Origin of the sequence: Mesorhizobium wenxiniae (genome assembly GCF_002284535.1) — a bacterium.
In the GTDB taxonomy this organism is placed as follows: Bacteria; Pseudomonadota; Alphaproteobacteria; order Rhizobiales; family Rhizobiaceae; genus Mesorhizobium; species Mesorhizobium wenxiniae.
Genome location: NZ_NPKH01000014.1, coordinates 340336 through 354713, shown reverse-complemented (window position 1 = coordinate 354713; position 14378 = coordinate 340336). Strand labels below are relative to the sequence as shown.

Sequence of the window (14378 nt, the reverse complement as noted above, 5' to 3'; positions counted from 1 at the left end):
CCCGGGGCCTGCGCCGCCGTTAACCGTTTGTTAAACATGTGCTTGCCTTCACCCGCCCCGAAGCGCATTTTCAAGTCTCGGTCATATAGGGTGCAGGACGTGACGGCGATGACGCCGAATCGACCGGCTGTAAGGCAAGTGCAGGGCGTATCGATGAACGACTCTTCGAAGGGAAGCGCGAAAACCATCAAGCTGGCGGAGCGCCGGGTTTTCTCCCAATCCTTCAAGCCGCTCTATCAGGAAGGCATGGGCCTGGTCGAGCAGGCGGCCGAATATCTGGACGGCAAGGGCCGGGCCGAGGCGAAGAAACTGTCCAGGCTGGCGGCGACGCTCTATGCGGCCGAATCGATGCGGCTGACCACGAGGCTGATGCAGGTCGCCTCCTGGCTGCTTTTGCAGCGTGCGGCGAATTCCGGCGAGATGACCCGCGATCAGGTTGCTTCCGAAAAATCCAAGGTGCGTCTCGACACCGCTTCCGCCAACAACGATGCCGCAGGCTGGGTCGAACTGCCCAAGGATTTTCTTGACCTCGTCAACCGCTCGCTGCGACTGCAGGCGCTGGTGCGTCGCATGGACGAGGAAATCTACGGCGGTGCCGTGGCCGATGTCTCGCCATCCGGCCGCCGCGTCAATCCGGTTTCCGACCAGATCACGCTGCTGAACACGGCTTTTGCCCGGGGCTGACAGGCTGCTTGATAATTCTCTCCGACGGACACCTGGCGCCGTTTTCTGCGCTTGCGTACAGCGCCGCGCGTCTGGGGACGCGCATAGGACGCTGTAGCGCTTAGATTTTGCGCATGATCCTTTTCCGAAAATCGACTCCGATTTTGAAGGTCATGCGCGGGCTAACGGACCCAAATGTCCGCTCCGCTTCGGTTCTCGAAAACCACGCCATCTGCCTCGTCAGAGCGAATTCTCAAACAGCCTATGGGACGCTGTGGGAACCCTGTTTCTGGTTTGTTCACATTTCGCTGGCATCGCTGTCCGCCAAGGGTAGACTTGGCGAATGGGGGAAGCGATTCGCATCATCGGCATCGATCCGGGGCTGAGGCGTACCGGCTGGGGCATCGTCGAGAGCCTCGGCAATTCGCTGCGCTTCGTCGCCTCCGGCACCGTGCGTTCCGACGACAAGGCGGCGCTGGCGAGGCGCCTTTGCCAGTTGCATGATGGGCTCGCCGAGATCCTGCATGCCGCCAAGCCGCACGAGGCGGCGGTCGAGCAGACTTTCGTCAACAAGGATGCGGCAGCGACGCTGAAGCTTGGCCAGGCGCGCGGCATCGCCATGCTGGTGCCGGCGCTGGCCGGCCTGGTCGTTGCCGAATATGCGCCAAACGCCGTCAAGAAGGCGGTGATCGGCGTCGGTCACGGCGACAAGAAGCAAATCCACATGATGGTCAAGGTGCTGATGCCGAAGGCGACTTTCGACACCGATGATGCCGCCGACGCCCTGGCCATTGCCATCTGCCACGCCCATCACCGGCAGAGCGTTGCCTATAGGATGGCGCTGGCCGGATAAGTTTGTTCTTGACCTGTTCTCGGTTCGGCAATAAGTAATACCAACGAGGTATTACCATGCGCGTGACAAGCAAAGGCCAAGTGACGATCCCGAAGGAGATACGGGATCATTTGGGGATTGGACCGGGCTCCGAGGTGGAGTTCGTGCCCACAGACGACGGCGCTCGTGTTGTTGCGGTCAACGAAAACATTTCCGAGGAAGAGGCCTCTCGCAAATTCAGCCAGCTGCTTGATCATATGGCCGGCACGTTGGACTTGGGAGGCATGACAACGGACGAGTATATGGAGTGGCTGAGGGGTCCACGTGAAGATCTCGACATTGATTGACACAAATGTCCTGATCGATGTTTGGGGTCCTGCCGGAAAGGAGACGAAGTGGTCGGCGTCAGCGATCACAGCATGCCGGCGCGATGGTACACTCGTCATCAATACAATCGTCTGGTCCGAACTCGCGCCGCTGATAGCGACCGAGCCGGCACTCCGTAAAGCAGTCGAGACGCTTAAGATGGATCGCGAACTCTTGCCATGGGAAGCGGCATTCCTCGCCGGTGTAACGCATTCCCGCTATCGCCGCGCTGGCGGGGTCCGCGAACGAACCCTGCCGGATTTCTTTATCGGAGCCCATGCGGTTGTCGCTGGGCATCGTCTGCTGACGCGCGATGCCGCGCGCTACCGCAGCTACTTTCCGGATCTCGATATCATGTCTCCTGAAACCTATCCATGAGGGGCCTGTATCCATGAGAGCTTTGGCATGATCGGCAAGCTCAAAGGCACGCTGGACGAGATCGACGAGGATTTCTGCATCATCGACGTGCACGGCGTCGGCTATGTCGCCCACTGCTCGACGCGCACGCTGGCCGCCTTGCCGGCCCCCGGCGAGGCGGTGGTGCTGTTCATCGAGACCTATGTACGCGAGGATATGCTGCGACTCTACGGATTCCAGTCGGTGCTGGAGCGCGAATGGTTCCGGCTTTTGATGAGCAATGTACAGGGCGTCGGCGCCAAGGTGGCGCTGGCTATTCTGTCGACGCTGGCGCCGGCCGATCTCGCCAATGCTATCGCGCTGCGTGATATTGCCATGGTCAGCCGCGCGCCGGGCGTCGGCAAGAAGGTGGCCGAGCGGATCGTCACCGAACTGAAGAACAAGGCGCCAGTCTATGCGGGCACTGCCTCCGGCACCATCGGCCTGAAGCAGGAACTCGGCGAAGGCGTCGCACCGGCGCCGATCACCGACGCCGTCTCGGCGCTGGTCAATCTCGGCTATTCGCGCGACATCGCCGCCAATGCGGTGGCGGCTGCGCTGAAAAGCGCCGGCGAGAATGCGGATGCATCGAAGCTGATCCGCTTCGGGCTGAAGGAACTGGCGCGGTGAGACTGTGCTTGTCCCGTTCCCTAGCCTGTGCAAGGAAAGCGGCATGAGCCTTTCGCCACGCCTCATCGCTCCCGATAAGCGCGGCGAGGATGCCGAGCAAACCTTGCGGCCGCAGACGCTCGGCGATTTTGTCGGCCAGGCGGCGGTGCGGGCCAATCTCAAAGTGTTCATCGAGGCCGCCAAGGGCCGCAGCGAGGCGCTCGACCATGTGCTGTTCGTCGGGCCACCCGGCCTCGGCAAGACAACGCTGGCGCAGATCATGGCGCGCGAGCTCGGCGTCAATTTCCGCTCGACCTCCGGCCCGGTCATCGCCAAGGCCGGCGATCTCGCAGCACTGCTCACCAATCTCGAAGACCGCGACGTGCTGTTCATCGACGAGATCCACCGGCTCAACCCCGCGGTCGAGGAAATTCTCTATCCGGCGATGGAGGATTTCCAGCTCGACCTGATCATCGGCGAAGGGCCGGCGGCGCGCTCGGTCAAGATTGACCTAGCCCGTTTCACCCTCGTCGCCGCCACCACCCGGCTCGGTCTTCTGACCAATCCGCTGCGCGACCGCTTTGGCATCCCGGTCCGTCTCGATTTCTACTCCGTCGAGGAACTGGAGCAGATCGTGCGGCGCGGCGCTCGCATTCTTGGCATGCCGCTCGGCGACGACGGCGCGCTGGAGATCGCGCGACGCGCGCGTGGCACGCCGCGCATCGCCGGACGGCTGTTGCGCCGCGTGCGCGATTTTGCCTCCGTCGCCGGCGACGGTCATGTCGACCGGCAGATCGCCGACGAAGCGCTGACGCGGCTGGAGGTCGATGCGCTCGGCCTCGACGCGCTCGACCGCCGCTACCTCTCGATGATCGCGCGGAATTTTGGCGGCGGGCCGGTGGGCATCGAGACGATCGCGGCAGGGCTTTCCGAGCCGCGCGACGCCATCGAGGACATCATCGAGCCCTATCTGATCCAGCAGGGATTCATCCAGCGCACGCCGCGCGGCCGCGTGCTGACCGCCAATGCCTGGCGGCATCTCGGCCTCGATGCGCCGAAGGACTTGGCGCAGCAGCAGATCAGCCTGTTCCAGGAAGAGTAGCGTCCGCGCGGCGTTGCGGCTTCATTCCTGCGCAAAATCTCCTAATCCTGGTCAGCTTGCCGGCGCATTTGCGGGCTCTAACGCTTCGCTGTGGGACCGTCCGTCCGACGGAGCTGAGCGATGATCACCAGACGTGGCTTCCTGCGCCTCATCGGCGGCTCGTTCTTATCGGCCGTGTCGCTCAGCGCTTATGCGGTTGGCCTTGAGCCGATGTTGTTGACGCATGTAAATCGCTATTCATTGACGCCGCCAAACTGGCCTGCGGGATTGCGGCTTCGCGTCGTCGCTCTCGCCGATATCCATGCTTGCCGGCCATGGATGACGCCGGAGCGGATCAGGTCGCTTTCCGAACGGGCGAACAGCCTGCAGCCGGATCTGATTGTCCTGCTTGGCGACTATGCAGCCGGCCCACGCCTGGTTTCGGACTGGGTGGGTTCCTCCGAATGGGCGCCGGCCTTGTCAGGACTGAAGGCGCCGCTCGGCGTGTGGTCAATCCTTGGCAATCACGACTGGTGGGAGGACCTTTCTGCGCAGAAAGCCGGGTTCGGCCCGACGGTGGCGCGCAGGGCGCTCGAAAGTGCCGGCATCCCGGTCCTGGAAAACGATGCGGTGCGCCTGGAAAAAGACGGGCATGGCTTCTGGGTCGCCGGACTTGCGGACCAACTTGCGCTGCGGCCGGGCAAGGCCTGGGGCCGCAGCAGATTCAAAGGACTGGACGACCTGCATGGCACGCTGGCAAAGGTGCGCGACAAGGCTCCTGTTATCCTGCTGGCGCATGAGCCGGACATATTCCCGAAGGTCCCGTCACGGGTATCGTTGACGCTTTCCGGTCATCCCATGGCGGACAGGTGCGGTTGCTCGGGTATTCTCCAGTCGTGCCATCCCGCTTCGGCAACCGTTTTGCCTATGGCCATGTCGTGGAGGAGAACCGTAACCTGATCGTCTCCGGAGGGCTCGGTTTCAGCATCCTGCCGGTGCGTTTTGGGATGCGCCCAGAGATTCTTTCGATCGAACTGGGTTGACCGTCAATGAAGTGACTTGACCACGTCCATCACATCCGGCTCGGCCTTTTCGCCGTCAAACGAGTCGACGATGCCGAAGGCGCCGCCATAGCTCCAGACCGACCATGCGAAGCCATGGGCTTCGGCGCGCCCGATCATGTCCCTGACATAGGCAGCACGGTATTCGGCCGGCATCACGTAGGGATTGCCGTATTCCTGGCGAATCATGCCGAATTCGCCGAGCGTGATGTTCTCCGGCTTGATGCCGTTGGCCTTTGCCCAGGCCTCGACCCTGGCGAACGGCGCATCCATCATCCCGAGTAGTTTCTCATTCGTGTCGATGCTCGCAACCTGCTCGTCGAGATAGGCGAGCAGGCCGCTCTGCCGCGCCCATGGCGCCTCGGCCTTGATCCTTGCGCGGATCGTATCGAGCGCAGCATCCAACTGGGCGCGCGGGACAGCGCTGAGCGGATAGGGCAGGCCGGTCACATAAAGGATGAAGTCGCCGGCCCAGGTCGCGCCCTGATGGGTCAGCAGGAACGGCTCGTAAGAGTGAAAGGTCCAGATGATATTGTCGTCCGGGATCGCCTTCGGATCGATCTTTGCCAGCGATGCTGCATTGGAATAGCAGGCGCCGGTCAGGATCAGGGTGAGCTTCGTGGCCGACGAACGCGCCGCCGCGAACAGTCTCTGCTGGCGCTCCGGCCAGAGGCCGGTGCCGTCGGCGTCGCAGTCGATCACCGGCTCGTTCATTGGCTCGAAAGCGACCTGGCGCGGATCCTCATCGGCCAGCGTGCGGGCCAACCTGCGCACCATTTCGACATAGGCTTCGAAGGTTTTCGGGTCCTCCATCACCTCGCCCATGCCGATCTTGCGGCTGCTGCCGCTGGGGATCAGATGCATGTCGACGACCACTTTCAGCCCGGCGCGATTGACCATGCGCACCGAGTCCAGCACGCTGGCATAGAGCCCGTCGCGCAGCGCTAACGTCTCGCCGGACAGAAATGGCGACGGATCGACCGGCATGCGCAGGAAATCGAAGCCAGCGCTCTTCAGCGCCTTGAGGTCATCGTCATTGAGGAACTTGCGCCACTCGGGATAGGGCAGGATTGCCTGCGGGTCGCTCCATTTGTCCTCGCCAGGCCAGGTCGTCCATTGGTCGAGATTGAGGCCGCGCTTCATCGAAAAGCTCGCTGTTTGGGCCGGCATCACCAGCGCGGCAAGCACGAGTAGCGCCGCCATCAAGGTCTTGATCATCGCCGTCAACAGTGCCATCCGGTTCTTGCGCCAAGCCAGTGCGTGTCGCCCAAGAGTGTGTAGCGGTTTTTGGGACAACGACACGCAAGCAAACAACCACCTAAAGTGCGTCGCGCTTTAGGTGCCCAGTCAGGCCCAAAAAGGAAAGCGCAATGGACGATCATGGTGAATCGGCGGCGCTCGGCGCCGGGCTTTCCGGCGCGCTGACGGAATTCGGCCATCGGCTGATGGCGCGGGTCTACTATGCCGACACCGATTTCTCCGGCGTCGTCTACCACGCGCGCTATCTCGAATTCTTCGAGCGCGGCCGCTCCGACTATCTCCGGCTTGCCGGCGTCCATCACACCGAGCTCGCCGAGGGCAAGCATGGCGAAAAAATAATCTGGGTGGTGCGGCGCATGGAGATCGACTTCCGCGGATCCGCCCGCATGGACGACATCTTGACCATCGAGACGCGCACCGAGGACATTTCGGGCGCCCGCATCTTCATGGCGCAGCAGCTGAAGCGCGGCGGCGAGGTGTTGGTCGAGGCGCGGGTCGAGGCGGCGATCATCGGCGAGAATGGCCGGCCAAGACGCTTTCCGAAGGAATGGATTGCAACCTTCATGCGCAAGACAAATCGGTAGTTCAAATCGGTAAGTTACTGACGCCGGTGATCCGCTGACGATGCCTGGGGGCTCGCCCAAGGCGCGGCAATGCGCCGCGCTGTACGTCCTAACCCATCCTTAACCATAACGGTTCATGAAGAGAGTGGTAAAGATTGGAGGAATCCAGCGCCTTCCTTTCACCAACATTTGCCCCGAAAAGGCCGCCAACGGTGCATTTTGGGGTTTATGCCGCAAGCTTTGCGCGCGAACGGACCACAAGGGATGCCCATGGGCCAGCCGCCAGCCGTGCCCGGAAAATCTTAAGGACGTAACCATGGAAAATATCGCACTCGCCGAACCGGGCGCGCATTTGTCGATTTGGGCGCTGTTCATGCAGGCCGGCTGGGTGGTCAAGCTGGTCATGATCGGGCTGCTCTGCGCCTCGATCTGGACCTGGGCGATCATCGTCGACAAGCTCGTCGCCTATGGCCGCATGCGGCTCGCGCTCAATCGCTTCGAACAGGTGTTCTGGTCCGGGCAGTCGCTGGAGGAGCTCTACCGCACGCTCGCCGACCGCAAAACGACCGGCATGGGCGCCATCTTCGTCGCCGCCATGCGCGAATGGAAGAAGAGCTTCGAGAAGGGCGCGAAATCGCCGCTTGGCCTGCAGACCCGCATCGACAAGGCGATGGACCTGGCGCTGACCCGCGAAATGGAAAAGCTGGAAGGACGGCTTGGCTTTCTCGCCACCACCGGCTCGGCGGCCCCCTTCATCGGCCTGTTCGGCACAGTGATCGGCATCATGACCTCGTTCCAGGCGATCGCCGCATCCAAGAATACCAGCCTATCGGTGGTCGCACCCGGTATTGCCGAAGCGCTGCTGGCCACGGCAATAGGCCTGCTCGCGGCCATCCCCGCCGTCATCGCCTACAACAAGCTGTCGTCGGACGCGAGCAAGATCGCCGTGCGCATGGAGGGGTTCGCGGACGAGTTCTCCGCCATACTCTCGCGCCAAATCGATGAAAAAGTCGCGCAGAAGACCTGAGGAACAATCATGGGAATGTCTGTAGGCGCGGGTGGCGGGGGACGCGGTGGTCGCGGCCACAGGCGGCGCGGCCGCCATCACGCGATGATATCGGAAATCAACGTCACGCCGATGGTCGACGTGATGCTGGTGCTGCTGATCATCTTCATGGTCGCCGCACCATTGCTGACGGTCGGCGTGCCGATCGACCTGCCGGACACGCAGGCCAAGGCGATGAATGTCGACACGCAGCCGATCACGGTCTCCATCAACTCCGCCGGCCAGATCTATCTCCAGGAGACCGAAATCCCGGTTGAGGAACTGGTGGCGAAGCTGCAGGCGATCTCGAAGACCGGCTATGACGAGCGCATCTTCATCCGCGGCGACAAGTCGACGGACTATGGCACCGCCATGAAGGTGATGGCCCGCATCTCGGCCGCCGGATACAAGAATATCGGCCTGGTTTCACTGCAGGAACAGGATCAATAGACGCAAGATGAGGACCGGCCTCACCACATCGGTGATCTTGCATACGGTCGTGATCGGCTTCGGCCTGTTCACGCTGTCGGCGCCGGCTGCATTGCCGGCGTCCGATGCCGAGTCGCTGGCGGTCGAAATCGTGCCGATGGAAGCGATCGCGCAGATACAGAAAGGCGACAAGAAAGCTGCGGTGAGCGAAAAGCCGGCTCCATTGCCGACCCAGCGTCCGGACATCGTGGCCGACGCGCAGACGGTCGGCGAAAACAGCGTCGATACCGACAAGCCGCCGACGCCGGAACCCAAGCCCCAGCCAGTCGATAAGGCTGAGGCGCCGCCGCCCGCGCCGACGCCGAAAGAGAAGCCGAAGCCCGAGGATGTGCCGAAGCCGAAGGAACAGCCCAAGCCTGTTCCGGCGACGGAGGTCGCACCGGTCCCGCAGCCGAAGGAAGAGGTCAAGCCCGAGCCTGTCAAGCAGGCGGAGCCTAAGCCAACACCGGCCAAGGAGCCGGCGCCGACGCCGCCGCAGGACAAGACCGCCGCCATCGACCCGCAGCCTGAGGTCAAGCCGGACGCCGTCGCCGAAGCAATAACGAAAGAGCAGCCCACCGAGACGACGCAGCTTCCGGACTCTGCGCCTGCGCCGCAGGCGCGGCCGAAGCCGCAGCCGGCCCAGGCCGAAAGCGCCAAGGCGCCGGAGCGCAAGGACGCCGACAAGCCGGTCAAGGAGGCCTCGTCCAAGCCGAAGTCGGAAGACAAGCAGTTCAACGCCGACGAGATTTCCGCGTTGCTCGACAAGCGGAAGCCGTCCGGCGGCGGCGCCAAGCGTTCAACCCAGCAGGCGTCGCTCGGCGGGGACAAGAATCAGGGCCAGAAGCTTTCAAGGTCGGAGCAGGGGGCGTTGGAGGCTCAGCTTGGTGGTTGCTGGACCCTGCCGGTAGGGCTCGAGGGTTCCGAGAATTTCATCGTCGTAGTCCGGTTCAACCTCGACGCCTCCGGCAAGCTGGACGGACGGCCATCTGTCGAAAAGTCGAGCGGAAGCCGCCCGTTCGACGAAAGTGCCGTTCGCGCGGTTCAGAAATGCGATGTGGCCGGCCTGCAGGTTCCCGCAGGCAAACAAGACATCTGGGCCGACGTGCGGGTCACGTTCGATCCGAGGGAGATGCTGGGCCTATAGGTCTGGCGCCCGTAGAATCATTGAAGAGAAGCGAGAAGACATGAAATCCATCCTCAAGCCGCTCCTGATGATCGTAGCGATGGCGCTGGGCATGACTGCCGCCGCCACCTTGCCGGCGCGGGCGCTCGTTGAGCTCAACGTCAACAAAGGCAATGTCGAGCCGCTGCCAATCGCCATCACCGATTTCCAGGGCGGCGATGCGTTGGGCGCGGAGATTTCCGGCATCGTCAGCGCAGACCTGAAACGCTCCGGCCTGTTCGCGCCGATCGACAAAAGCGCTTTCATCGAAAAGATCTCCAATCCGGATGCCACGCCCCGCTTCGAGGACTGGAAGGTGATCAATGCCCAGGCGCTGGTCACCGGCAGCGTCAGCAAGGAGGCCGATGGCCGCGTCCGCGCCCAGTACAGGCTGTGGGACACCTTTGCCGGCCAGCAGATGTCGGGCGAGCAGTTCTTCGCCAACGACGCCAATACGAGGCGCGTCGCTCATATCATCGCCGATGCGATCTATGAGCGGCTGACCGGCGAGAAGGGCTATTTCGACACGCGCGTCGTCTTCATCGACGAATCGGGCGCAAAGAACGCGCGCAAGAAGCGCCTCGCCATCATGGACCAGGACGGCGCCAACGTCCGCTATCTGTCGGATGGCAGGTCGATCGTGCTGACCCCGCGCTTCTCGCCAAACCGGCAGGAAATCACTTACATGTCCTACGAAAGCGGCCAGCCGAAGGTCTATCTGCTGCAGATCGAGACCGGGCAGCGCGAACTGGTCGGCGACTTTCCCGGCATGACCTTTGCGCCGCGCTTTTCGCCCGACGGCCAGAAGGTGATCATGAGCCTGCTGCGCGACGACGGCAATTCCAACATCTTCGCCATGGACCTGAGAAGCCGCTCGACGACCAGGCTCACCAATTCGACGGCCATCGACACCTCGCCGTCCTATTCGCCGGATGGCAGCAAGGTGGTGTTCACCTCCGACCGCGGCGGCCGCGCGCAGATCTATGTGATGGGCGCCGACGGTTCGGGCCAGACCCGCATCTCCTTCGGCGACGGCGTCTATTCGACGCCGGTATGGTCGCCGCGCGGCGATCTCATCGCCTTCACCAAGCAGACTGCCGGCGAATTCCAGATCGGCGTCATGCGCGTCGACGGTTCGGGCGAGCGCATCCTTTCAACCGGCTTTCAGCAGGAGGGGCCGACCTGGGCGCCCAACGGGCGGGTGCTGATGTTCTTCCGCGATTCAGCCGGCGGGCCGAAACTCGTTTCGGTCGATCTCACTGGGCGCAACGAGCAGTCGATCCCGACCGCGAATTTCGCGTCGGACCCGGCCTGGTCGCCGCTGCTCGAGTAAGCGAGGAAATGAAGAATTGAAGAGATGGAGACGACGGGATTCCTCATTTCTTCAATTCGCTCCTTTCCACGGCTTGGTCGCGTTTTAGCCGCATTTCCGCCTAGGGTCCGCGCACATTGTTGCCCCCTCTGGTGGCCTCTGGCAAAACGGCTGCGGACGGCAGCCGAAACCAAATTTTAACCGTGTTTCTTGAACGCCGGTTAACCCAAACGTGGTTACTGGACGATCAACGAAATCACTCGAATTGCGAAGGAGAGGCGGCATGGGCCGTATCGCAGCACTTACTAGAAACCCGGTGATGATCGCGCTGGTGGCGTCGCTCGCCATTGCGGGTTGCGCCTCGAAGAAGACCCCGAACAGCGCCGCCGATCTCGGTCTCAGCGGCGCCGGGGCGGCAACGCCCGGATCGGCCCAGGACTTCACCGTCAACATCGGCGACCGCATCTTCTTCGATACGGATTCGTCCTCGATCCGCGCCGACGCGCAGACGACGCTTTCGCGCCAGGCGCAGTGGCTGAACCAGTATAGGCAGTATGCCATCGTTATCGAAGGCCATGCCGACGAGCGCGGCACGCGCGAATACAATCTGGCGCTCGGCGCCCGCCGTGCCGCCGCCACCCGCGACTTCCTCGTCGCCAGGGGTGTTTCCGCCCAGCGCCTGAAGACCATTTCCTACGGCAAGGAGCGTCCGGTTGCGGTTTGCGACGACATCTCCTGCTGGTCGCAGAACCGCCGCGCTGTCACCACGCTCGGCGGCGCCGGTTCTTGATCGGCAATTTCTGATCGGCAGAAATGCAACACATATGTGTGAAAGGCGGCCGCGGCCGCCTTTTTCACGTCCGGCGCCCGTATATGGGACTTGAAACAAAATTTGGCCGAAGTCCTGCGTCCTGCTAAGAGCCGAGGCGCCTGACGGTCCCACTCCGATCGGAAGGCATGCAACAGGCAAACCACGGCGAGAGGCACATGCATTTCAGATCGGTCTTGAGCGGCACGCTTGCGCTGCTGCTCGTATCAAGCGTCGCCGCACTTGGTGGCGGTACGGGGGCAAGCGGCAACGAGCAACAACCGCCGAAAGGCGGCTTTTCCTTCCATTTGCCGAAGATCAACTTGCCCGGCGTCTTCGGCGAAAGAAAGAAACCGGATCAGGTTCAATTCGCCCAGGATGGCACCGGTACTACGGCGCTGGAGGAACAGCTGCGCCAGATGAACGGCAAGATTGAGGAGCTCAACTTCCAGGTGCTGCAGATGCAGGAGCAGATCCGCAAGCAGCAGGAAGACAACGAGTTCCGCTTCCAGCAGCTGGAAGGCGGGTCGCAAGGCGCGCAGCAACCGGCCGAGCAGAGGAAGTCGGACGCCACCACCAACACCGACAGCAGCGTCGCCGAGGCTCCGGCGACGCACGCGCCGGGCGATGCGGGCTCACCGCCCGCCGGCGACCAGAGCGGGGAGGTCATCGTCGAATCGCCGACGGGCGAACCCGGCACGGTGATCCCCGGCACGCCGCCGAAGACGTTCGGCACCATCACCGTCGACAAGAACGGCAATGTGATCGACGCCGACGGCAACACGCAGGCACATGCACCGGTGCAGAACACTGCCCCTGCCACCAGCGACCAAGCCCCCGGTGACCAAGGTGCTGGCACGCAGGCCGGCAAGTCCGACGACACGGTGGTCGCGGCGCTGCCCGCCACCGACGACCCCGAGGAGCTTTACCGCAACTCCTACCAGTTCATCCTGTCGGGCGACTACAGCACTGCCGAACAGGGCTTTCGCGACCACATCGCCCGCTTCCCCAAGAACGCCAAGGCGGCGGACGCGCATTACTGGCTGGGTGAGTCGCTGCTCGGCCAGCAGAAATACCGCGACGCGGCCGAGACGTTCCTCGCCGCCAGCAAGGACTATCCGAAGGCCAAGAAAGCTCCCGACATGCTGCTAAAGCTCGGTGTCTCGCTGGTCGGATTGAATCAGCGCGACGTGGCCTGCGCCACTTTCGGCGAGATCGGTAAGCGCTATCCCAACGTTTCCGGCACGCTCAAGGAACGCGTCAAGCAGGAAAGGGCGCTCGCGGCGTGCTGACGCTAGAAACCGAGCCTGACCCTTCGGTTTTTTCGCAGATCGACTTTACCAACGGCGCTGTTGCGGCCGTGTCCGGCGGCAGCGACTCGACCGCCCTTCTCCTTCTCCTCAAAGATCACCTCGACCGTACCGCGCCCGCAACGAAATTGCTGGCTGTGACGATCGATCACGGTCTGCGGCCGGGCTCGGCAGCGGAAGCGCAAGCCGTGGCCAGGCTTTGCGTCGGGCGCGGCATTGCCCACCGCACCGTGGTCTGGTCCAGGCGCAAGCCGTCGACCGGCCTGCCGGCTGCCGCGCGAGAGGCACGCTACCGGCTGCTGGCCGAGGCAGCGCAGGCGGAAGGTATCGGCCTGGTCCTGACCGGCCACACTGCCGACGACCAGGCCGAGACCGTGCTGATGCGGAAAGCACGCGAGGATGGGGCACGCCAAGATGGGCGAGGTCTCGCCGGCATGGCGCCCGCGACTCTTTACGACTGGCGGATCTGGATCGCACGGCCGCTTCTCGGCACACGGCGGGCGGCGCTGCGCGAAGTCCTGCAGCGCGCGAATGTCGGCTGGGTCGAAGACCCGACCAATGAAGACGAGGCTTTCGAGAGGCCGCGTATCCGCGCGGCACTTGCCGACCGCAATGGTACCCAGCGCGTGGAAGACGCGGTGGCGCTGGCCGCGCGGGTTGCGGTGGAGCGCGAACAACTTGGCCATCGCGCAGCCGCGCTGATCCGCGGCTTTGCCAGCAGGCCCACCGCCGGCCTTATCCGTCTCGATCCGGGCTTTGCGACGGCCGGCGACGAGGCGGCGGCCGTCTATGCGCTGCGCATCCTGCTGGCGACTGTCGGCGGCGTTGCCTTTCTGCCCGACCAGGTTCGCAGCAAGGCGCTGCTCGATCGGCTGAGGGCCGGACCATCTGGCACAACCCCATTTTTCGCGACCCCGTTTTGCGCCACATTGTCGCGGACGGTGGTCGATGCACGGCGTGCCGGCATCTTCCTGCGTCGCGAAACCCGCAACCTGCCGCCCGCTGCTCCTGCCGTGGACAATGCCCTCTGGGACGGCCGCTGGAGGATCACATTGGACGATGAACCAGGTGCATTTTTGATCGCGCCGCTCGGTGCGGCTCGTGCCGCAAAACGGCCAATTGCCGACGACGGCACGCCGCCAAGCCTTGTCCGCGCGGCCTTGGCGGCCGAGCCGGTGCTGTGGCGCCCAGATGAACTTCTTGGCGAATGCCTCGGTTCGGCGCAGGACAGCCAGGTCCTGCCGGGAATGGCGGTATGCCCGGTGGTCGCGCCCTTTGCCCGCTTCCTGCCGTCCTTCGACCTGGCGCCGGCCGGAACGGTCGCCGCGCTGATCGGCGCGCCGCTTCTTCCTGCCACGCCTTTTAGCGGCCACACTGCCAGTTGATCGTGGGCGAAAGCTTAACCGCGACATGCTGTTCTGCTTGGCAAGGGAAGGCGC

At 63.3% G+C, this 14378-nt stretch carries 15 protein-coding genes and 1 pseudogene; 15 read left to right on the top strand and 1 reads right to left on the bottom strand.

What is annotated here, in order from left to right; translation table 11 throughout:
• The first annotated feature begins 153 nt into the window (after positions 1-153).
• The 7 genes and pseudogenes from rcdA (at position 154) to CIT31_RS06995 (ending at position 4990) form a co-directional block, all read left to right on the top strand.
• Positions 154-684: a protease adaptor protein RcdA gene (rcdA, locus tag CIT31_RS07025; RefSeq protein WP_029348882.1), complete on the top strand. Its 531-nt coding sequence runs from the start codon at positions 154-156 to the stop codon at positions 682-684.
• A gap of 322 nt (positions 685-1006) precedes the next feature.
• Positions 1007-1516 carry a crossover junction endodeoxyribonuclease RuvC gene (gene ruvC / locus CIT31_RS07020; RefSeq protein WP_029348881.1) on the top strand — a complete coding sequence of 170 codons (510 nt, stop codon included), beginning with the start codon at positions 1007-1009 and terminating at the stop codon, positions 1514-1516.
• A gap of 56 nt (positions 1517-1572) precedes the next feature.
• On the top strand, positions 1573-1842 hold the full coding sequence (locus tag CIT31_RS07015) for an AbrB/MazE/SpoVT family DNA-binding domain-containing protein (RefSeq protein WP_095517992.1): 270 nt from the start codon (positions 1573-1575) through the stop codon (positions 1840-1842).
• Positions 1820-2239 (top strand): type II toxin-antitoxin system VapC family toxin, encoded by a 420-nt coding sequence (locus CIT31_RS07010; protein ID WP_095517991.1) that lies wholly within the window; start codon positions 1820-1822, stop codon positions 2237-2239. Before CIT31_RS07015 ends, CIT31_RS07010 begins: the two co-directional genes overlap by 23 nt.
• A gap of 27 nt (positions 2240-2266) precedes the next feature.
• Positions 2267-2887 carry a Holliday junction branch migration protein RuvA gene (gene ruvA, locus CIT31_RS07005; RefSeq protein ID WP_095517990.1) on the top strand — a complete coding sequence of 207 codons (621 nt, stop codon included), beginning with the start codon at positions 2267-2269 and terminating at the stop codon, positions 2885-2887.
• A 43-nt stretch (positions 2888-2930) separates the two neighbouring features.
• Positions 2931-3968: a Holliday junction branch migration DNA helicase RuvB gene (ruvB, locus tag CIT31_RS07000; RefSeq protein WP_095517989.1), complete on the top strand. Its 1038-nt coding sequence runs from the start codon at positions 2931-2933 to the stop codon at positions 3966-3968.
• A gap of 120 nt (positions 3969-4088) precedes the next feature.
• Positions 4089-4990, top strand: a pseudogene (locus CIT31_RS06995) (metallophosphoesterase).
• Between the two features lie 3 nt (positions 4991-4993).
• On the opposite strand, the gene CIT31_RS06990 reads toward CIT31_RS06995, so the two are convergent.
• Positions 4994-6244: a glycoside hydrolase family 5 protein gene (locus CIT31_RS06990; RefSeq protein WP_095517988.1), complete on the bottom strand. Its 1251-nt coding sequence runs from the start codon at positions 6242-6244 to the stop codon at positions 4994-4996.
• A gap of 134 nt (positions 6245-6378) precedes the next feature.
• On the opposite strand from CIT31_RS06990, the gene ybgC reads away from it, so the two are divergent.
• From ybgC to tilS, 8 genes are all read left to right on the top strand, one after another.
• The gene (ybgC, locus tag CIT31_RS06985) at positions 6379-6852 is read left to right on the top strand and encodes a tol-pal system-associated acyl-CoA thioesterase (RefSeq protein ID WP_095517987.1); all 474 of its coding nucleotides are present in this window, start codon (positions 6379-6381) and stop codon (positions 6850-6852) included.
• A 295-nt stretch (positions 6853-7147) separates the two neighbouring features.
• Positions 7148-7858: a protein TolQ gene (tolQ, locus tag CIT31_RS06980; RefSeq protein ID WP_029348869.1), complete on the top strand. Its 711-nt coding sequence runs from the start codon at positions 7148-7150 to the stop codon at positions 7856-7858.
• Between the two features lie 9 nt (positions 7859-7867).
• Positions 7868-8326, top strand: a complete 459-nt coding sequence (gene tolR, locus CIT31_RS06975; RefSeq protein WP_065011259.1) for a protein TolR — start codon at positions 7868-7870, stop codon at positions 8324-8326.
• A 7-nt stretch (positions 8327-8333) separates the two neighbouring features.
• On the top strand, positions 8334-9491 hold the full coding sequence (locus CIT31_RS06970; protein WP_095517986.1) for an energy transducer TonB family protein: 1158 nt from the start codon (positions 8334-8336) through the stop codon (positions 9489-9491).
• A gap of 67 nt (positions 9492-9558) precedes the next feature.
• Positions 9559-10842 carry a Tol-Pal system beta propeller repeat protein TolB gene (gene tolB / locus CIT31_RS06965; protein WP_240992820.1) on the top strand — a complete coding sequence of 428 codons (1284 nt, stop codon included), beginning with the start codon at positions 9559-9561 and terminating at the stop codon, positions 10840-10842.
• Between the two features lie 262 nt (positions 10843-11104).
• Positions 11105-11611 (top strand): peptidoglycan-associated lipoprotein Pal, encoded by a 507-nt coding sequence (pal, locus tag CIT31_RS06960; protein WP_095517985.1) that lies wholly within the window; start codon positions 11105-11107, stop codon positions 11609-11611.
• A gap of 197 nt (positions 11612-11808) precedes the next feature.
• Positions 11809-12921 carry a tol-pal system protein YbgF gene (gene ybgF, locus CIT31_RS06955; RefSeq protein WP_095517984.1) on the top strand — a complete coding sequence of 371 codons (1113 nt, stop codon included), beginning with the start codon at positions 11809-11811 and terminating at the stop codon, positions 12919-12921.
• Complete coding sequence (tilS, locus tag CIT31_RS06950) at positions 12915-14324, top strand: tRNA lysidine(34) synthetase TilS (protein WP_095517983.1); 1410 nt, start codon at positions 12915-12917, stop codon at positions 14322-14324. The genes ybgF and tilS overlap by 7 nt, the downstream gene beginning before the upstream one ends.
• Positions 14325-14378: the final 54 nt, after the last annotated feature.